Raw genomic sequence first — 20,080 nt, 5'->3', positions numbered from 1 at the left:
GCGTTTTCGATAATCAATAAATTAGCCACTAAACTGCATACTGTGTAATTGTTTATAGGCACCATTTTGTTCAAGCAATGCCTTATGGTTACCACGCTCACGAATTTCACCATGATCAATCACAAGAATTTCATCCGCATTTTCAATGGTTGATAAACGATGAGCGATTACGATAACAGTACGATCTTTCTTCAATTCATCTAATGCAGATTGAATTGCTCGTTCTGATTCTGTATCTAGTGCAGATGTAGCTTCATCTAAAATTAATACTGGAGAATTACGCAATAAAGCACGAGCAATCGCTAAACGTTGACGTTGCCCACCGGATAAGCTAGCACCGTTTTCACCAATGACCGTATCAAAACCTTGTGGTAATTTTTCGATAAACTCTAAAGCATAAGCCGCTTTTGCTGCTGCAATAATTTCTTCGCGAGAATACTTATCCTGCGCTGCATAAGCAATATTATTCGCAATGGTATCGTTAAATAAATGGACTTGTTGAGAAACCACAGCGCAGTTTTCGCGTAAATTAGATAAACGATAATCTTGGATATTTACGCCATCCAGTAAAATTTCACCTTGCTCAATATCGTAAAAACGGGTCACTAAATTAGCAATAGTTGATTTACCCGATCCAGAACGACCAACCAAAGCAACGTTTTTTCCTGCAGGCACGCTAAAAGAAATATTATTTAATGCAAGTTCCTCTTTTCCTGGATATGCAAAACTCACATTTTTAAATTCCAGTGCACCCTTCGCAGGTTCTGCTTTATAAGTACCGTTATCTTTTTCTGGTTCTAAATCTAAAATGGCAAATAAAGTTTGACAGGCTGCCATTCCACGTTGGAATTGAGAGTTTACATTGGTTAAAGATTTTAATGGACGCATCATCGCCAACATAGATGAGAAAACCACCGTAAAAGAACCCGCACTTAGGTTATCTTCCGCAATCAATGGAGTAGTCGCTAAAAACAATACTGCCGCCAAAGCAAGAGAAGCAATAATCTGCACAACAGGATCGGAAATGGAATCTGCGGTGACCATTTTCATACCTTTACGACGCATATTGTTACTGACTTTATTAAAACGTTCTTCCTCGACAAGCTGACCACCAAAAGAAAGCACGACTTTATGTCCTTTCAACATTTGCTCGGTCGTCGCTGTCAATTCCCCCATTGAATCTTGTAAATTCTTACTCAATTTACGGAAAATTTTTGAAACGATAGTGATCAATACCGCAATAATTGGCCCGATAACAAATAACACAAGCGTTAATTCCCAGCTTGTGTAAAACATTACGGCCAATAGCGAAATAATATATGCTCCTTCTCGCACAATTGTAATCAAAGATCCTGAAGAAGAACTTGCAATCATCTCCGAATCATAAGTGATACGAGAAAGTAATTTACCCGTTGAATTTCTGTCAAAGAAACTCACAGGCATAAACATCAAATGTTTAAACAAGCAGCGACGCATTGTCATCACAACTTTGCCTGACACCCATGCTAAACAATAATTAGAAATAAAGTTAGAGATCCCACGCAAAAAAATCATTCCCACGACGACCACAGCCATCATTTTCAAAAATGAATGATCCGCCTTACCGAATCCATCATCTAGCAAAGGTTTTAATAAATAAATAAGGCCTGAATCTGCCAAAGCATTAAGCACCAATGCGATAGCAGCTACCACTAAACCCGCTTTAAAAGGTTTAATTGTTGGCCATAAACGCTTAAACGTTTGTAAGGTTGAAAAATCATTTTCTTGTAATTTTTGCTCTTGCATAATCACTATCTAATGGTAAAAATTGCGCGCATTGTACCTTTTATTCGCTCGAGAATCCAATTACACGCGCATACCAAGGGGAAAATTCTGTGCGTGCTTGTTGGATTTCTAATCGGTCTTTAAAAAAATTTACCCGTACTTGCCCTGAAATAGCGGTATTTTCTACCGCACTTTTATAGCGTTGAAGCCTTTCTATAACCGAATAATGAGGGAATTTCCACGGATTCCAACGTCCACTAGAAATAATCGCCACATCTGGTCTAATCTGAGAAAGCAAGTATTCACTTGTCGATGTTTTACTCCCATGATGCCCCACTTGTAACATATCAATTTTTCCTAAAGTGCGGGCAAAAATTTGCTCATTTTTTACTTCAGCATCGCCAGTTAGCAAAACGCTATGCTTTCCATCATCGACTAAAATCACACAAGAATGGGCATTATCTGCTCGCTCCACAATAGAATGCGGCGAAAGTATTTGAAAATGTAGCTCTTGCCAATCCCAATCACGTCCAGCAGTACAAAAAGTGCGGTAATTTTCCCAATAATTTCTTTGTGAAGGGGTAATAAATTCCACATTGGGATACGTCTTTAAAATTGCCGAAGCACCACCTGCATGATCGTTATCATCGTGGCTCAAAATCAACTTTTCCAAAGTAATCCCTTCTCTTTGCAAATAAGGCAAAATTTCTAATTCAGCCATATTTCCACTTTGCCATGCTGGGCCTGTATCATAGAGAATCCCTTTACCATTTTTCACAATCAACGTTGCCAAGCCTTGCCCCACATCTAAAGTATCTACCTGCCAAGTTGGCTTGCTCAATTGTTTAAACAACAAAATCATAAAACAAAGCGACATAATGCCGAAAGAACATCGCAAAACGTTGATTCGCTCATCTTTTAGCAAAGGTTTACTAAGATTTAATGTAAAAAATCTTGCTCGTTTTACTTGCCTGGTTGATGATGAAATCTCGGGTTCTCGGTAAATACTCCAAATAATTAACATAAACATTCCCGCACAAAGTGCGGTTAGAACCAGCGCTAAATTAAATGAAACATTTAACCAATTCCCTTGAAAAGCAGAAATTAACCAAGTAATTCCTTCGGCTAGCTTATTTGCAAGTTGCCAAGAAAAAACCGCACCGTTAGTAAAAACAGCAAATAAAATCAATGGCACGAGGAAAAAGCTATAAAGTGGTACAGCCATAAGATTGGCTAAAAACCCACTCAGCGATAAGCCATTAAATATAAAAAGTTGCAAAGGCGTAAAAAAGAGCAATAGCCCAAATTGCAAATGAAATAAACTCAAAATCCACCGCACTTTTGGTGAAAAGGGTCGATTTTTCCATTGAAAAAGAGAAAAAGGCACATAACGATACCAGACAATTAAACAACCAACTGCACCACAAGAAAGCCAAAAACTGGCCGAAAGCGGCATTAATGGATCGCAGAAAAGCAAGAATCCGACAACCAATGTAAAAAGCTGAAGGGGCGAATAATGTCGCCTCATTATTTGAATGAATAAAACGAAAACAAGTGCTGAAATGGCACGAAAAGTGGGCACGCTAAAACCAGCCAAATACGCATAAATTAAAGCAAATAAAACACCAAAAACTAAAGGAAAATAAGGATGAATAAAACGGGTGGGGTAAAATACTTGCACAACACGCGCCAAGCAAAATCCAATCCCCATAGCCAACCCAATATGTAAGCCAGAAATAGCAATAAGATGTGCGGTATTCGTTTGTTGGTAAATTGACCAAGTGTTTTTATCTAACCAAGCCCGTTCACCAAAAGCTAACGCGATCAATAAACCTTGTAGAGATAATCCTTCCGTTTGCTTCTTTACTTGTTGCAATTTTTCTGCGCGCAATGATGAAACATCAGAAATTTTCACCGCACGTTTTACGGTTCCAATAGCAGTAATCCCCTTTGAAAAATACCATTGTTGCCGATCAAATCCACCAAAATTTAATCGCGCAGAAAGTGTGCGTAAGGAAATTTCCGCTTGCCAAATTTCGGATAATTGAGGCACCTCTTTTGCCTTCCAATTTAAAAAAATTCGTTGCGCTCGCAAGTTACCCGCCAATGTTGCTGTTGCGATAAGCGTTTGATAATCCCGCTGGTGCAAAATTTCTTGAATCTCAAACGTCACCACTTGTTTTTGAGCGGTAATACTTTGGGCATGTTGTAACAAGCTGAGTGCTGAATGATGCGTATAACCGAGAGAAACAACAAAAAAAGCAAGAAAAACCAAAAAGTTTCTGCGCACAAAGATAAAAAGAAAAATCAAGGCAAGCGCAATAACCAGAGCAACTTGCCAAGACAATAGCAACGGTTGTGGTAGAAATAACAACGTTAAATCCGCAATAATCAACAAGACAGCTAAAGTTATTAAGTTTAATTTCATTTTTTAAAAGATTAATTCCTATCTCTCTAAGCCTAGGCTAGTTTTATTTAAATATGCAAACGGTTGCTTAAAATTTTGCGATCCGTATCGTAAAAATAACTTTTTCAGGAAAACTTACTTGCTAAAACAAACAACTTCTGATATTTATAGCGCCCTCAAAAATTGGGTTCCTAAACGTGCTGTCAGGAACAAACTAAAATAACAAGACAGGAAGTCGTGAAGTCCACGCTTAAATTCTGTATGTATTAGGAGTGAGAGATGTCAAAAGCATCATTGAGCTTGCTAGATTTAGCAGGCGTTAAGCCTTATCAAATGAAAAAAGATGAAGAATATATGAGTGAAGATCAAATTCTTCATTTCAGAAAAATTCTTAATGCTTGGCACGAGCAAATCGTGGAAGAAGCTTCTCGCACCGTTGCACATATGCAGGATGAAGTGACCAATTTCCCCGATCCCGCAGACCGAGCAACTCAGGAAGAGGAATTCAGTCTAGAATTACGTAATCGCGATCGCGAACGTAAACTAATGAAAAAAATTGAAGCAACCTTGAAAAAACTTGATACAGATGATTTCGGTTACTGCGATTGTTGTGGTGAAGAAATTGGCATTCGCCGTTTAGAAGCACGCCCAACAGCAGATCTTTGCATTGATTGCAAAACGTTAGCTGAAATCCGCGAAAAACAGGTCGCTGGTTAATTCATTCTATTGAAAAATATAAAAGTGTGGTTAAAATTAGCCGCACTTTTTTACATTTAAAAATGCGGAAAAATCTCCTTACCTTTTTCTTTACAGAAAAAGAGCTAAGCCATTTATTTCCAACTAAAAAACGGAGCAAATTATTCTTACTTATATCAAAAATTTGTTTGGCAAGAAGACAAAAAAATCAAAAGAGGTTGCCAAAACAAGTGCTCATTCTAAACGAGTTGAGCGTTCTAATACTCAAATGCCAAAAGCGCGGGCAAAAAAATCAGAACAAACACACCGCTACGATAAAAATGTGATTAAAGCGGCTCAATTTGATATTTCACCGCGTGATTTTAGCCGTAATGCACTGACCGTAGTGGAAAAACTGCAACGTCAAGATTTCGAAGCTTATATCGTCGGCGGATGTATCCGTGATTTATTGCTCGGAAAAAAACCAAAAGATTTTGATGTTGCAACAAACGCCCGTCCTGAGCAAATCCAAAATATTTTCCAACGCCAATGTCGTTTAGTGGGTCGCCGTTTCCGATTAGCACATATTATGTTTGGTCGAGATATTATTGAAGTCGCCACTTTCCGTGCCAATCACAGTGATGCTCGCAATGAAAATCAAGCTAAGCAGAGCAATGAAGGCATGTTACTGCGCGATAATGTTTACGGCACAATCGAACAAGATGCAGAACGCCGAGACTTTACGGTCAATGCGCTGTATTACAATCCACAAGACAATACCTTACGTGATTATTTTGATGGTATTCATGATCTCAAAGCGGGAAAACTACGCTTAATCGGCGATCCAGTTACGCGTTATCAAGAAGATCCTGTGCGCATGCTACGCTCAATTCGTTTCATGGCAAAACTTGATATGTTCCTTGAAAAACCAAGCGAACAACCAATTCGTGAACTTGCGCCTTTATTAAAAAATATTCCGCCAGCCCGCTTATTTGACGAAAGTTTAAAATTATTACAAGCAGGACAAGGGATAAAAACCTATCGTTTATTACGCCAATATGGTTTATTTGAACAACTTTTCCCTGCATTAAGCGCATATTTTACAGAGAAAGAAGATAGTTTTGCAGAACGCATGATCGTCACCGCACTTACATCTACGGATGAACGTGTTGCGGATAAACTTCGTATTAATCCAGCATTCTTATTTGCAGCATTTTTCTGGTATCCATTACGCGAAAAAGTGGAAATTTTAAAAAATGAAGGTGGTTTAAATAATCATGATGCTTATGCTTTAGCGGGTAATGAAGTTTTAGATTTATTCTGTCGCGCTTTGGCTGCACCACGTCGTCATACTGCGGTCATTCGTGATATTTGGTTCTTACAACTGCAATTATTAAAACGTACAGGTTCAGCACCAATGCGTACCATGGAACATCCAAAATTCCGTGCTGGCTTTGATTTACTGGCTATGCGTGCGGAAATTGAAGGTGGCGAAACGATTAAATTAGCCAAATGGTGGCACGAATATCAATTCAGCAATGGTGAACAGCGCGAGCAGTTGGTACACGAGCAACAACGCTTACATCCCAAACCAAAGAAAAAATACTACCGTCCACGCCGTCGTAAAACAACACGCTCAGCAGAATAAGGGAAAAGATGATTACTGCATATATTGCCCTAGGTAGCAATTTAAACACCCCAGTGGAACAATTACATGCTGCGCTTAAAGCGATAAGTCAGTTACCAAACACGCATTTGGTAACGACGAGCTCTTTTTATAAAAGTAAACCGCTCGGCCCACAAGATCAACCCGATTATGTGAATGCTGTTGCAAAAATTAAAACCGAACTTAGCCCGCTTGCGCTATTGGATGAATTGCAACGCATTGAAAATGAGCAAGGTCGAGTACGTTTACGTCGCTGGGGTGAGCGTACATTAGATTTGGATATTTTGCTTTACGGCAACGAAATCATTCAAAACGAACGCCTAACAATTCCTCATTATGATATGCATAACCGAGAGTTTGTCATCGTGCCGTTATTTGAAATCGCATCGGATTTGGTCTTACCTAACACTCAACTACTAGCAGATTTGGTCAAGCAATTTGATGACCATGAAATGGTAAAATTAAATCCCTAGAAATTTCACCGCACTTTTATGAACCTCAAAAGTGCGGTAGAATCTGCCCACATTTTTCTTCATTCATGACCCGTTATGGAAAGCTTGACTCAATATATCCCTGATGAATTTTCTATGCTCCGCTTCGGCAAAAAATTTGCGGAAATTCTTTTAAAATTGCATACAGAAAAAGCAATTATGGTTTATCTTAACGGTGATCTTGGTGCAGGAAAAACAACGCTAACACGCGGAATGCTGCAAGGTATCGGCCATCAGGGTAATGTAAAAAGCCCAACTTATACGCTGGTTGAAGAATACAATATTGCAGGTAAAATGATTTATCATTTTGATTTATATCGTTTAGCAGATCCTGAAGAGCTAGAATTTATGGGTATTAGAGATTATTTTAATACTGATAGCATTTGCTTAATTGAATGGTCTGAAAAAGGCCAAGGCATATTGCCGGAAGCAGATATTTTAGTAAATATTGATTATTACGATGATGCACGAAATATTGAATTAGTCGCACAAACGAACTTAGGTAAAAATATTATAAAAGCATTCTCTAATTAATTTATTTATGAAAACAAAAATTTTATTTTTTCTTTTTTTCTCAACGTTTAGCTTCTCTCTTTTTGCAGCCCCAATTACGATTGCGATTGACCCAGGTCATGGGGGAAAAGATCCCGGTGCAATCAGCCGAAATTTGGGCATTTATGAAAAAAATGTCACTCTTTCGATTGCAAAAGAATTAAAAGCCTTACTCGATAAAGATCCAAATTTTCGCGGCGTATTAACGCGCAGCGGCGATTACTATATTTCCGTGCCTGAACGTTCAGAAATCGCACGTAAATTTAAAGCGAATTATCTCATTTCCATTCATGCGGATTCATCTGAATCACCTGAGCGCCGCGGCGCCTCCGTGTGGGTGTTATCAAACCGTCGAGCTAATGATGAAATGGGTCAATGGTTAGAAGACGATGAAAAACGCTCTGAACTACTCGGTGGCGCAGGAAAAGTGCTTTCACACAATAACGATAAATATCTTGATCAAACTGTGCTTGATTTACAATTTGGTCATAGCCAACGTACTGGTTATGAACTTGGCAAACATATCTTAAGTCATTTTTCAAAAGTGACAACCTTAAGCCGCAGCATTCCTCAACATGCAAGCCTTGGCGTTTTACGTTCGCCCGATATTCCTTCCGTATTAGTGGAAACAGGTTTTCTATCAAATTCTGACGAAGAACAAAAACTTAACTCTCCAGCTTATCGCCGTCGTATCGCCTATATGATTTATGAGGGATTAGTGGTTTTCCGCGGCGGAAAAGCCAAATCTTTCATTAGTGATGATATTGTTCAGAATAGCAAACAAAATGATACAAAAAATACTGAAAAAAATGACCGCACTTCCGATAAAAATGCCAATGAAAACGCAGTGAAAGATAGCGGCCTTCGCCATACAGTCAAAAATGGGGAAAGTTTAGGAAGCCTTGCGAATAAATACGATGTCAAAGTGGCTGACATTGTGGCGTTAAATAAATTAAAACGCGAAGCGCTTTGGATTGGAGAAACCATCAAAATTCCAGATAATGGAAAAACTCAGAAAGCACAAGATGACAAAACAAATTCATCAAAAAATAAAGAAAGTGCGGTGAAAAAGACAGAGAAAACGACTGAAAAAACCAACAATCCAAAAATAGAAAAATCAGAAAATAAAACGGATAAAAATAAATCCTCAAATAAAATGAAAAAAGAGGAAACCTCATCCACTAAAAAATCGGATGATGAAAAAAAAGAAATTCCGCTTTACCATGTCATTCAAAAAGATCAGACAATCTATGCTGTATCACGAGAATACAATATTTCAGTCAACCAAATTTTAAAGCTGAATCCAAAATTAAAAGATGGTAAAGCCCTGAGCGGACAAAAAATTAAATTAAGAGAAAAATAAATGCCAATTAAAATTCTTTCCCCACAACTTGCTAACCAAATTGCTGCTGGTGAAGTAGTAGAACGCCCTGCGTCTGTGGTGAAAGAATTAGTGGAAAATAGCCTTGATGCAGGTGCAAATAAAATCCAAATCGATATCGAAAATGGTGGGGCAAATTTAATCCGCATTCGTGACAATGGCTGTGGTATTCCAAAAGAAGAATTAAGTCTTGCTTTGGCACGACATGCTACGAGTAAAATAGCCGATCTTGACGATCTAGAAGCCATTTTAAGTTTAGGGTTTCGTGGCGAAGCATTGGCGAGTATCAGCTCGGTATCTCGCTTAACGCTCACCTCTCGCACCGAAGCGCAAACTGAAGCGTGGCAAGTTTATGCGCAAGGTCGTGATATGGAAACCACAATCAAACCCGCATCACATCCTGTCGGCACAACGGTTGAAGTCGCCAATCTTTTTTTCAACACGCCAGCCCGTCGAAAATTTTTGCGCACAGATAAAACGGAATTTGCTCATATTGATGAAGTCATTCGCCGCATTGCTTTAACAAAATTTAATACGGCATTTACATTAACGCATAATGGGAAAATTATCCGTCAATATCGTCCTGCTGAAGCGCTCAATCAGCAACTAAAACGTGTCGCCGCTATTTGTGGGGATGATTTTGTCAAAAATGCCTTACGAATTGATTGGAAACACGATGATTTACACTTATCGGGCTGGGTAGCCACACCAAATTTTAGCCGAACTCAAAATGATTTAAGTTATTGCTATATTAATGGCCGAATGGTTCGAGATAAAGTGATCAGTCATGCTATTCGACAAGCCTATGCACAATATTTACCAACCGATGCTTATCCTGCGTTTGTGTTGTTTATTGACTTAAACCCGCATGATGTGGATGTCAATGTTCATCCAACCAAACATGAAGTGCGCTTTCACCAACAACGCCTCATTCATGATTTCATTTACGAAGGCATCAGCCATGCACTAAACAATCAAGAACAACTTAATTGGCACACAGACCAAAGTGCGGTAGAAAATCACGAAGAAAATACGGTGCGTGAACCCCAACCAAATTACAGTATTCGCCCTAATCGTGCAGCTGCGGGGCAAAATATCTTTGCGTCACAATATCATGAAAAACCACAGCAAAATCAACCGCACTTTTCTAACACACCAGTGTTGTCAAATCATGTAAATACTGGTTATCGAGATTACCGTTCTGATGCACCGAGTAAAACTAAGCAACGTTTATATGGTGAATTGTTACGTACATTACCGCCTACAGAGCAAAAGGATATATCACAACAAAATATTTCAGATACAGCTAAAATCATCTCAACTGAAATAATTGAGTGCTCATCACATCTGCGCGCCCTTTCACTTATTGAAAATCGCGCGTTGTTATTACAACAGAACCAAGATTTCTTTTTGCTTTCATTGGAGAAATTACAACGCTTGCAATGGCAATTGGCTTTACAACAAATACACATTGAACAACAGCCATTGTTGATTCCAATCGTATTTCGTTTAACGGAAGCACAATTTCAAACATGGCAACAATATTCAGATAACTTCAAAAAAATTGGCTTTGAATTTATCGAAAATCAAGCACAATTACGCTTAACCTTAAATAAAGTGCCAAGTGTATTGCGTACACAAAATCTACAAAAATGCGTGATGGCAATGCTGACTAGAGATGAAAATTCATCATCATTTTTAACCGCACTTTGCGCACAATTAGAATGTAAAACCTTTAACGCTTTAGCGGATGCACTCAATTTATTAAGCGATACGGAACGTTTACTAACTCAAGTAAATCGCTCGGCATTCACCCAGTTGCTAAAACCTGTTAACTGGCAGCCTTTATTAGACGAAATTTAGATTCTTCATGAAACCAACCGCAATTTTTTTAATGGGCCCTACAGCCTCAGGTAAAACAGATTTAGCCATTCAACTACGAAGCTCGCTTCCAGTCGAAGTGATTAGTGTAGATTCAGCGCTCATTTATAAAGGAATGGATATTGGCACAGCAAAACCATCAAAAGAAGAACTTGACCTTGCCCCTCACCGTTTGATTGATATTTTAGATCCTTCAGAAAGCTATTCCGCAATGAATTTCCGCGATGATGCGCTACGCGAAATGGCGGATATTACCGCACAAGGCAAAATTCCGTTACTAGTGGGCGGTACGATGTTGTATTACAAAGCATTAATTGAAGGGCTTTCTCCCTTGCCTTCTGCTGATGAAAATATTCGCGCCGAGCTTGAACAAAAAGCAGCTCAACAAGGTTGGGCCGCATTGCATACAGAACTCGCCAAAATCGATCCTATTTCTGCCGCCCGAATTAATCCGAGCGATTCTCAACGAATCAATCGTGCTTTAGAAGTTTTTTACATCACAGGAAAGTCACTCACGGAGCTGACGGAAGAAAAAGGCGAAGCCTTACCTTATGATTTTGTGCAATTTGCAATTGCGCCGCAAGATCGTCATATTTTGCATGACCGTATTGAACAACGCTTTCATAAAATGATTGAACTGGGCTTTCAAGAAGAGGTAGAAAAACTTTATACGCGTGGCGATTTAAATATTAATCTACCGTCAATTCGATGTGTAGGCTATCGTCAAATGTGGGAATATTTGCAAGGTGATTACGATCACGAAGAAATGATTTTCCGAGGTATTTGCGCTACGCGCCAACTTGCAAAACGTCAGCTCACTTGGCTGCGCGGTTGGAAAACACCAATACAATGGCTGGATAGTTTGCAACCTCAACAAGCGAAAGAAACCGTATTACGTCACTTAGATTCTTATCAAAAAGGTTAGAAAAAATGACCGCACTTTCTGCCCTCATTGAACAAAAATTACAATCTCTTGGCACAATCCTGTGCCAATCTTTTCCAGAACTTTCCCCAGAAAAAATTCACGACGCCATTCAACAAAATTCAAATCATCCTGAACTGCCTGTTTATCAATTAGGCTATGCTATGGCAATGTCTGACTTTGTAGAAAAAGTCTTGCAAAAATACCAACACTTAGTGAAACAATGGTGGGAAAAATCCCCCTGTTTTGCAGATTGCTCTGCCTATACTGAACGTTTGAATAGAGAGTTAGCCAATGTACATGACGAAACTGCACTCTATCAAACATTACGCCAATTCCGTAACATTGAAATGGCAAAATTAAGTTTTTGTCAAAGTTTGAATCTTGCGACTGTTGAGGAAATTTTTGTTCAGCTTTCACAACTTGCAGAAAGTTTAATTATCGCTGCCCGCGATTGGCTTTATCATCAAGCCTGTGCGGAGATGGGCACGCCAATGGATGAACAAGGTAATCCGCAGCAGCTTTATATTCTAGGAATGGGGAAACTAGGTGGCTTTGAACTAAATTTTTCCTCGGATATTGATTTAATTTTTACTTATCCATCACAAGGGGAAACATCCGTTGAGAATACGAATGCTCGACGTTCTGTGGATAATGGAAAATTTTTTACGCGTTTAGGACAACGCCTCATTTCTGCCTTAGATGAATTTACTTCTGATGGTTTTGTGTATCGAACCGATATGCGCTTGCGCCCATTTGGTGACAGCGGTGCGCTTGTTCTCAGCTTTGCAGCAATGGAACAATATTATCAAGATCAAGGTAGAGATTGGGAACGCTATGCAATGATTAAAGGTCGAGTATTGGGCGCACAAACAAAGGATCCCAACGTTTCAAAATTGCAAAAAATGTTACACCCCTTTGTGTATCGTCGCTATATTGACTTTAGTGTGATTCAATCTTTACGCGAAATGAAAGACAAAATTGAGCGAGAAATACGCCGTCGTGGTTTGAAAGATAATATTAAACTAGGTGCAGGGGGGATTCGTGAAGTCGAATTTATCGTGCAAGTTTTTCAACTCATTCGAGGCGGGCGAGAAATCAATCTACAACAACATTCACTCTTAAAGATCTTGCCTGAAATTACCAAACTAGGATTAATTACCGAGCAACAATTCCACGATTTACGTGAAAGTTATATTTTTCTACGCCGCGTAGAAAACATTCTACAAGCTATTAACGATCAACAAACTCAAACGCTACCAACCGATGAAATAGATCAAATTCGTTTAGTAGAGGCATGTAAAACATTCACCTGTTTAAATGAAAATAATCAAACCATTGAAAAACATTATCCAATAGAAAATTGGGACGATTTTTACCGCACTTTGCAACAAAAACAAGAAAAAGTGCGAGCGGTATTTACTCAATTAATCGGTGATGAACAAGATGAGCCTTCACAAACTGATAGCCAGTGGCAAGATTTTTTAGAATCAGATTTTGAGGATATTGAACAAACATTATTAGAGAGTGGTGTATCAGAAAATAATATTGATGAAGTTTTAGAAAAGCTTTCTCAATTCAAAGACAGCCTAAATCACAGAGTGATTGGTTCGCGTGGGCGTGATGTTTTGAGTCATTTAATGCCAACAGTATTTGCACTCATTTTTCAACAAGAAAATTACCGCACTTTGCTCCCCCGAATTCTGAACATTATTGAAAAAATTTCGAGTCGCACGACTTATTTAGAATTATTATTGGAAAATCCTCGCGCACTTCAGCAAGTTATTGAACTTTGTGCTCAGTCTCAACTTATTTCAGAGCAACTGGCCCGCCATCCTATCTTATTAGATGAATTGCTTAATACAGAAGCGCTAGCCCATCCGTTGCCATTTACCCAATATCCTGCGGAGTTACACCAATATTTGCTTCGTTTACCTCCTGATGATGAAGAACAGCTTATTGATGCTTTACGTCAATTTAAACAAGCAACCCTATTAAAAGTGGCCGCAGCAGATATTTTGGGGGCATTACCAGTGATGAAGGTAAGCGATCATTTAACCTATCTTGCCGAAGCGATTATTGAAGTCGTTGTGAATCTAGCTTGGAAACAAGTTTCGTCTAGATTTGGCGTGCCTGAACATTTGCAAAATAATGAAAAAGGATTTTTAGTGATTGGTTATGGAAAACTGGGTGGTATTGAACTCGGTTATAAATCCGATTTAGACCTCGTATTTTTGTACGATGCCGTAGAAAATCAAACAACAGGTGGCAAAAAAGTGATTGATAGCAATCAATTTTACCTACGCTTGGCACAAAAGATTGTAAGTATTTTCAGCATAAATACTTCCGCTGGCGTACTTTATGAGGCAGATATGCGCCTACGCCCTTCTGGCGATGCTGGCTTAATTGGCTGCTCTCTTTCTGCATTTGCCCATTATCAATTAAATGAAGCTTGGACATGGGAAAAACAAGCGCTTGTGCGTGCTCGCCCTGTATTTGGCGAATCATCTCTTAAAGCTAAATTTGAGCATATCCGCCAACAAGTACTTTCTGCATCACGAGATCTTGAACAATTAAAGCGAGATGTTGTGGAGATGCGAGGAAAAATGTTCACTCATTTGTCCCATTCAAAAGATGGTGAATTTAATCTTAAAACAGATCGCGGTGGCATCACTGATATTGAATTTATTGCTCAATATTTAATGCTTGCCAATGCCCCACAAAACCCACAACTGACAAAATGGTCAGACAATGTACGTATTTTCGATGATATGGCAGAGGCTAAAATTATTAGCCAAACAGACTGCGACGCTTTAAAACAAAGTTATGTCGATTTACGCAATGCTATTCACCATTTAAATTTGATTGGCAAATCCCCTGTTGTAGATGAAACTGAATTTGTCAAAGAGCGGTCATTTATTCAAGCATTTTGGGATAAGTTATTTAGTTCATAAAATACTAATTAAATCCCATTTTTAATGAACTAAATCTAACATTTCCTGAGCATTGGCTAAAGCTAATTCTGTAATTTCACTTCCGCCCAAGAGTCTTGCCAAGGCTGGTACACGTTCAGCTTGTGAAAGTGCGGTCATTTGCGTTTCAGTTTTATTATCCACAGTAAATTTTTCCACATTGAACTGATGATGGCCATGACAAGCAACCTGTGGCAAGTGCGTTACGCATAACACTTGGCAGCGTTCACTTAATTGACGTAAAAGTTTTCCGACAACACTGGCTGTTTTTCCGCTAATGCCCACGTCCACTTCATCGAAAATTAACGTTGGAATAGCCGATTGATCAGAAGTTAAAACTTGAATCGCCAAAGAAATACGAGAAAGCTCACCACCAGAGGCAATCTTAGCTAACGGTTGAGGTTGTTGACCTAAATTACTACGCAAAGTAAAAATCACATTATCTGCACCGTTTGATCCTACTTTATCTAAATCCGTATTCAACTCTACATAAAATTCAGCATTTTCCATTGCAAGTTGTTTTATCGACTGCGTGACATTCTGCGCTAAGCGAGCTGCAGATTGCTGACGACTTGCAGTTAATGCTTTAGCCGTTGCTTGCATTTGTTCAAATGCGAGTTTTTCTTGCTCAATTAACATCTCTTCACTTTCAGAAAAATCTAAAAGTGCGGTTAATTCTGCTTTTAATTTTTTGTGATGTTCCACAAGATCTTCAGGTTTAACTTGATGTTTACGAGCAAGTTGTAAAGCCTGACTAATTCTCTGTTCAATTTCCTGTAAAAGTTGAGGATCTTGCTCGATATTACTTGATAAATTTCGCACTTCACTGGTTGCTTCTTGCACTTGAATCAACGCATCATTCAACATACTTTGCACTTCAGCATATTGCGGATCAAGTTCAGCTAATTCATCAATATATTGTGTCGCACGATAAAGCAAGCTATCGATATTTACCGTGTCATTTTCACTTAAAATTTGCAGGGCTGATTGAGAAAGTTGAGTTAACTGTTCACTGCTAGACAAACGGCGTTGTTCATCTTCTAATTCCAAATATTCATTTGGTCGAAGATTAAACTCATCTAGCTCATCCACTTGATACTGTAAAAGTTGTTTACGTGCTTCATTTTCTGCCACTTTTTGTTGAAAGGTTTTAACTTGATTTTGAAGATTTTTCCATGCCTGATAATCTTCACGCATTTTCACAAGTAATTCAGGATGAGCGGAAAAATTATCAACTAACTGAAGCTGATAGTCATTTTTTAGCAATAATTGAGAAGCATGCTGCCCATTTATATGAACAAGATATTGACCAATTTCTTTTAATTGAGAAGCGGATACAGGAGTACTATTAATAAAAGCTTTAGAACGTCCGTCTGCATTAATCACACGACGCAAAATACATTCAGTTGGATTATCTGGATCTTGTAATTCTTGATCATTCAACCATTGATAAGCAGGATTCTGCGATTCTAGTTGGAAAGTTGCACAAATTTCTGCGCGTTCTTGCCCTTCGCGTACCATTGAAGTTTCTACTCTTTGTCCGAAACATAAACCTAAAGCATCAATTGCGATAGATTTTCCGGCACCAGTTTCCCCAGTAATCACAGACATTCCTTTCGCCAATTCGATATCAAGCTGGCGAACAATCGCAAAATTATTGATAGTAAGTTGAGTAAGCATAGCAAAATCCTTTAACTGTATATCAATCATATTACAACTGATTTAATTTACAGTAAAGGATTTTTTTACAGTATTTTAATAATGCGTTTCTACTATGCTTTTTTATAAAAATCAAAATGATTTCAACCAACCTAATTTGGTACTTAATACATTGTAATAATTATAATTTTTCAGATGAAGCAAGCGAAGTTTATGCTCGCTTTTTTGAATATGCACCACGTCATCAGGCGTAAAAGGTAAGGCTATTTGACTATCACAACCCACTTCCAATTGAGATGTATTATGCTCAGCAAAACGAATCGATATTTTGCTATCACCATCAATAACAAGGGGACGAGAAGTTAATGTATGCGGAAACATTGGCACTAGCGAAATGGCATTAAGGTTTGGGGTCAAAATAGGTCCACCAGCAGAAAGAGAATAAGCCGTAGAACCTGTTGGAGTAGAAATAATTAATCCATCAGAACGTTGTGAAAATGCAAACTTATCATTGATATACACATGAAAATCGATCATATGTGCAATTTTCGCAGGGTGGATAACCGCCTCATTCACAGCATTGCCTGTCGATACAATTTCACCTGCTCGCTCAATTTTTGCTTCCAATAAAAAACGTTCTTCCACGAAGAATTCACCGCGTTCTAAACAAGCTTCAAGTTGAGCATAGGCATTTTTCGGGTCAATATCTGTTAAAAATCCCAAATTACCGCGGTTAATTCCAATCAATGGAATATCATATTTTGCTAATACGCGAGCACGCCCCAACATATTGCCATCCCCACCAATCACGATAACCAACTGCGCTTGGCAACCAATTTCATCAAGTGTTGCAAGATTTTCTGCAGGAAGCCCCAGCTTTTCAGCAACATCTTTTTCCATCATTACTTGATATCCGCGTTCCGTTAACCAGTGAAACAAATTTTTGTGCATTTGTAGGTTAATATCATTTCTAGGTTTTCCTACAAGTCCAATGGTTTTAAAGGAACGATATAAATTATTCATAAAATAAACTGCACTTGAATTTAACATTTTCGTCATTATATAGTTTTTTGTTAAACTATAGCTAACGACTATGGCGAATTTTGTATTTACGGAGAAAAAAATGTCAGAACAAGAACAAAAAGTTGAAACCCAAGAAGTAGAAGAAGAATCTGTTGTGGAAGAAACACAACAAACAGAGCCTTCTCAAGAACTTGATCCTTTAGAAGAAGCGATTGCACGAGTGCAAGAACTTGAAGAGCAGCTAAAAACTCAAATTGAAGAAGCGGCAAACAAAGAACAGGATATTTTACTTCGCTCTCGTGCTGAAATTGAAAACCTTCGTCGTCGAACTGAACAAGATGTAGAAAAAGCACATAAATTCGCATTGGAAAAATTCTCAAAAGACATTTTGAATACTATCGATAACCTAGAGCGTGCGCTTGCCACTCCAGCAAATAAAGAAGATGAAAGCGTAAAAGCGTTATTTGACGGCGTAGAACTGACCTTAAAAGAATTAGTTTCAACCGTTGGTCGTTTTGGCGTGGAAGCTGTGGGGGTTGTCGGTGAAGCATTTAATCCTGATTTACATCAAGCCATTTCAATGCAACCTGCTGAAGGCTTTGAAAGCAATCAAATTAGCGTCGTATTGCAAAAAGGCTACACCTTAAATGGTCGAGTCATTCGCCCAGCGATGGTAATGGTGGCCGCTTAAGTTATGATAAAAAGAGCGGACGAATTTTCGTCCGTTTTTTTATATTCATCAATAACAATTATATGATTAATTTTATTGTTCACACTGCCCTTCAGTTTTAAAAATAAAAACTTTGATCTCGCTCACAAAATCAAAAAATGTTTGAGAAAAGTTCTCAACAACTTAATTTGATATTTTTCTAATAAAATCAATCTTTAACAAAATTCTATTACAATAAAACACCTAAAAACACTACATATTGTGTGTTGATTATCTTTTTAGATCTATATATAGTGCAGTCCGCATTTCAAAAACACTATATATTGGAGCTATATCATGAGTAACTTTGGGGTCATCAAGCGCGATGGTTCTCGTGCGGAGTTTGAGATTCAACGTATCATCAATGCCATTAAAAAAGCCGCAAGTGCGGTCAATATTTCCGATGAATTTTATTGCCACCAAATTGGACAAGAAGTAGGAAATGAAATATTCACCCATCATCAAGGCGAGATTGATATTAATCAGATTCAAAAAATCGTTGAAGATAAATTGATGGCAAGTCGTTATCCTGAGGTTGCTCGTGCGTATATCGAATATCGTCATGATCGTGATTTAGCGCGAGAAAAACGTAGCCAGCTAACAAAAGAAATTGAAGGCTTGATTGAACAAAGCAACGTAGAATTACTTAATGAAAATGCCAATAAAGACGCGAAAGTGATTCCAACGCAACGTGATTTGCTTGCTGGAATTGTGGCAAAACATTATGCCAAACACCATATTCTTCCACGCGATGTAGTAGAGGCTCACGAAAAAGGTGAAATTCATTATCACGATTTAGACTACGCACCGTTCTTCCCGATGTTTAACTGTATGTTAGTGGATTTAGAAGGCATGCTTTCTCGTGGTTTCAAAATGGGCAATGCGGAAATCGAACCCCCTAAATCCATTGGCACCGCTACTGCAGTGACAGCACAAATTATCGCTCAAGTTGCCAGCCATATTTACGGTGGCACAACCATTAACCGTATTGATGAAGTACTTTCCCCTTATGTGCAAATCAGTTACGAAAAACACCTCAAACATGCCCAAGAATGGAACGTGCCTGATATTGAAGGTTACGCCAAAGCATTGATTGAAAAAGAGTGTTTCGATGCCTTCCAATCTTTAGAATATGAAGTGAATACACTGCATACGTCGAATGGGCAAACGCCATTTGTGACCTTTGGTTTTGGTTTAGGTACAAGTTGGCAATCCCGCTTAATTCAGCAAGCTATTTTAAAAAATCGTATTCGTGGACTCGGAAAAAACCATAAAACGCCAGTCTTTCCAAAACTTGTTTTCACCATCAAAAAAGGCTTGAACCAAACTCAAGGCGATCCGAATTACGATATCAAACAACTCGCATTGGAATGTGCATCAAAACGTATGTATCCAGATATTCTCAATTACGATCAAGTTGTCAAAGTCACAGGCTCTTTTAAAGCCCCTATGGGATGCCGTAGCTTTTTAGGTGCATACGAAGAAGACGGACATGAAATTCACGATGGGCGTAATAATCTTGGAGTGGTGAGTTTGAATTTACCGCGTATTGCATTGGAATCTAAAAACGAAGAAGATTTCTACCGCACTTTAGATGAGCGTTTGTCTATTGCGAAAAAAGCATTAATGACACGAGTTGCCCGCCTTGAAAATACCAAAGCTCGCGTCGCTCCTATTCTTTATATGGAAGGCGCATGCGGAGTGCGGTTAAAAGCGGATGAAAATGTGGCACAAATTTTCAAAAATGGACGCGCCTCTATTTCGCTCGGCTATATCGGTATTCACGAAACCATTAATGCGCTATATAACAAAGGGCATATTTTTGATGATGAACAATTACGCGATAAAGGCATTGCGATTGTTCGCCATCTTAGTGAGGCAGTAAAACGCTGGCAAAAAGAAACAGGCTATGCCTTCAGCCTTTACTCCACGCCAAGTGAAAACTTATGTGACCGCTTCTGCCGTCTAGACACCAAAA

14 protein-coding genes are annotated in these 20,080 nt (G+C 38.6%); 10 read left to right on the top strand and 4 right to left on the bottom strand.

Going from position 1 to position 20,080, the window contains the following annotated elements:
• Positions 1–21: 21 nt before the first annotated feature.
• Positions 22–1,785: a lipid A ABC transporter ATP-binding protein/permease MsbA gene (gene msbA, locus AAX18_RS07440; protein WP_005627993.1), complete on the bottom strand. Its 1,764-nt coding sequence runs from the start codon at positions 1,783–1,785 to the stop codon at positions 22–24.
• Between the two features lie 40 nt (positions 1,786–1,825).
• On the bottom strand, positions 1,826–4,192 hold the full coding sequence (locus AAX18_RS07435) for a DNA internalization-related competence protein ComEC/Rec2 (protein WP_046953433.1): 2,367 nt from the start codon (positions 4,190–4,192) through the stop codon (positions 1,826–1,828).
• Positions 4,193–4,450: 258 nt separating this feature from the next.
• On the opposite strand from AAX18_RS07435, the gene dksA reads away from it, so the two are divergent.
• The 8 genes from dksA to glnE all read left to right on the top strand — a co-directional run bounded on the left by dksA (position 4,451) and on the right by glnE (position 14,693).
• Entirely contained in the window at positions 4,451–4,888 is a 438-nt protein-coding gene (gene dksA, locus AAX18_RS07430) for an RNA polymerase-binding protein DksA (protein ID WP_005627987.1), read from the top strand.
• Positions 4,889–5,135: 247 nt separating this feature from the next.
• Complete coding sequence (pcnB, locus tag AAX18_RS07425; protein WP_046953458.1) at positions 5,136–6,494, top strand: polynucleotide adenylyltransferase PcnB; 1,359 nt, start codon at positions 5,136–5,138, stop codon at positions 6,492–6,494.
• A gap of 8 nt (positions 6,495–6,502) precedes the next feature.
• The gene (folK, locus tag AAX18_RS07420; protein ID WP_046953432.1) at positions 6,503–6,985 is read left to right on the top strand and encodes a 2-amino-4-hydroxy-6-hydroxymethyldihydropteridine diphosphokinase; all 483 of its coding nucleotides are present in this window, start codon (positions 6,503–6,505) and stop codon (positions 6,983–6,985) included.
• A 75-nt stretch (positions 6,986–7,060) separates the two neighbouring features.
• On the top strand, positions 7,061–7,537 hold the full coding sequence (gene tsaE, locus AAX18_RS07415) for a tRNA (adenosine(37)-N6)-threonylcarbamoyltransferase complex ATPase subunit type 1 TsaE (protein WP_005627897.1): 477 nt from the start codon (positions 7,061–7,063) through the stop codon (positions 7,535–7,537).
• 7 nt (positions 7,538–7,544) lie between these two features.
• Positions 7,545–8,918: an N-acetylmuramoyl-L-alanine amidase gene (locus tag AAX18_RS07410; RefSeq protein ID WP_046953431.1), complete on the top strand. Its 1,374-nt coding sequence runs from the start codon at positions 7,545–7,547 to the stop codon at positions 8,916–8,918.
• Complete coding sequence (gene mutL / locus AAX18_RS07405) at positions 8,919–10,799, top strand: DNA mismatch repair endonuclease MutL (RefSeq protein WP_046953430.1); 1,881 nt, start codon at positions 8,919–8,921, stop codon at positions 10,797–10,799.
• Between the two features lie 7 nt (positions 10,800–10,806).
• Entirely contained in the window at positions 10,807–11,742 is a 936-nt protein-coding gene (miaA, locus tag AAX18_RS07400; RefSeq protein WP_046953429.1) for a tRNA (adenosine(37)-N6)-dimethylallyltransferase MiaA, read from the top strand.
• Positions 11,743–11,747: 5 nt separating this feature from the next.
• The gene (gene glnE, locus AAX18_RS07395; protein WP_046953428.1) at positions 11,748–14,693 is read left to right on the top strand and encodes a bifunctional [glutamate--ammonia ligase]-adenylyl-L-tyrosine phosphorylase/[glutamate--ammonia-ligase] adenylyltransferase; all 2,946 of its coding nucleotides are present in this window, start codon (positions 11,748–11,750) and stop codon (positions 14,691–14,693) included.
• Between the two features lie 21 nt (positions 14,694–14,714).
• Here glnE and recN read toward each other — a convergent pair whose 3' ends face one another.
• Complete coding sequence (recN, locus tag AAX18_RS07390; RefSeq protein WP_046953427.1) at positions 14,715–16,391, bottom strand: DNA repair protein RecN; 1,677 nt, start codon at positions 16,389–16,391, stop codon at positions 14,715–14,717.
• A 111-nt stretch (positions 16,392–16,502) separates the two neighbouring features.
• The gene (locus AAX18_RS07385; protein ID WP_046953457.1) at positions 16,503–17,393 is read right to left on the bottom strand and encodes an NAD(+) kinase; all 891 of its coding nucleotides are present in this window, start codon (positions 17,391–17,393) and stop codon (positions 16,503–16,505) included.
• Between the two features lie 100 nt (positions 17,394–17,493).
• Here AAX18_RS07385 and grpE point away from each other — a divergent pair, with 100 nt between their 5' ends.
• A complete protein-coding gene (grpE, locus tag AAX18_RS07380; protein ID WP_046953426.1) occupies positions 17,494–18,084 on the top strand; it encodes a nucleotide exchange factor GrpE in 591 nt (196 codons plus the stop codon).
• Between the two features lie 315 nt (positions 18,085–18,399).
• A partial coding sequence (nrdD, locus tag AAX18_RS07375) for an anaerobic ribonucleoside-triphosphate reductase (RefSeq protein WP_046953425.1) occupies positions 18,400–20,080 on the top strand: 1,681 nt, incomplete at its 3' end.

Source organism: Haemophilus haemolyticus (assembly GCF_001008205.1).
Lineage (GTDB): Bacteria > Pseudomonadota > Gammaproteobacteria > Enterobacterales > Pasteurellaceae > Haemophilus > Haemophilus haemolyticus_Q.
This window is presented reverse-complemented; position numbering and strand designations above follow the sequence as displayed.

What these genes read in the sequence shown, in the direction of transcription:
- msbA (WP_005627993.1), bottom strand. Translation starts at nt 1,785, where the DNA reads ATGCAAGAGCAAAAATTACAAGAAAATGATTTTTCAACCTTACAAACG.
- AAX18_RS07435 (WP_046953433.1), bottom strand. Translation starts at nt 4,192, where the DNA reads ATGAAATTAAACTTAATAACTTTAGCTGTCTTGTTGATTATTGCGGAT.
- dksA (WP_005627987.1), top strand. Translation starts at nt 4,451, where the DNA reads ATGTCAAAAGCATCATTGAGCTTGCTAGATTTAGCAGGCGTTAAGCCT.
- pcnB (WP_046953458.1), top strand. Translation starts at nt 5,136, where the DNA reads ATGCCAAAAGCGCGGGCAAAAAAATCAGAACAAACACACCGCTACGAT.
- folK (WP_046953432.1), top strand. Translation starts at nt 6,503, where the DNA reads ATGATTACTGCATATATTGCCCTAGGTAGCAATTTAAACACCCCAGTG.
- tsaE (WP_005627897.1), top strand. Translation starts at nt 7,061, where the DNA reads ATGGAAAGCTTGACTCAATATATCCCTGATGAATTTTCTATGCTCCGC.
- AAX18_RS07410 (WP_046953431.1), top strand. Translation starts at nt 7,545, where the DNA reads ATGAAAACAAAAATTTTATTTTTTCTTTTTTTCTCAACGTTTAGCTTC.
- mutL (WP_046953430.1), top strand. Translation starts at nt 8,919, where the DNA reads ATGCCAATTAAAATTCTTTCCCCACAACTTGCTAACCAAATTGCTGCT.
- miaA (WP_046953429.1), top strand. Translation starts at nt 10,807, where the DNA reads ATGAAACCAACCGCAATTTTTTTAATGGGCCCTACAGCCTCAGGTAAA.
- glnE (WP_046953428.1), top strand. Translation starts at nt 11,748, where the DNA reads ATGACCGCACTTTCTGCCCTCATTGAACAAAAATTACAATCTCTTGGC.
- recN (WP_046953427.1), bottom strand. Translation starts at nt 16,391, where the DNA reads ATGCTTACTCAACTTACTATCAATAATTTTGCGATTGTTCGCCAGCTT.
- AAX18_RS07385 (WP_046953457.1), bottom strand. Translation starts at nt 17,393, where the DNA reads ATGAATAATTTATATCGTTCCTTTAAAACCATTGGACTTGTAGGAAAA.
- grpE (WP_046953426.1), top strand. Translation starts at nt 17,494, where the DNA reads ATGTCAGAACAAGAACAAAAAGTTGAAACCCAAGAAGTAGAAGAAGAA.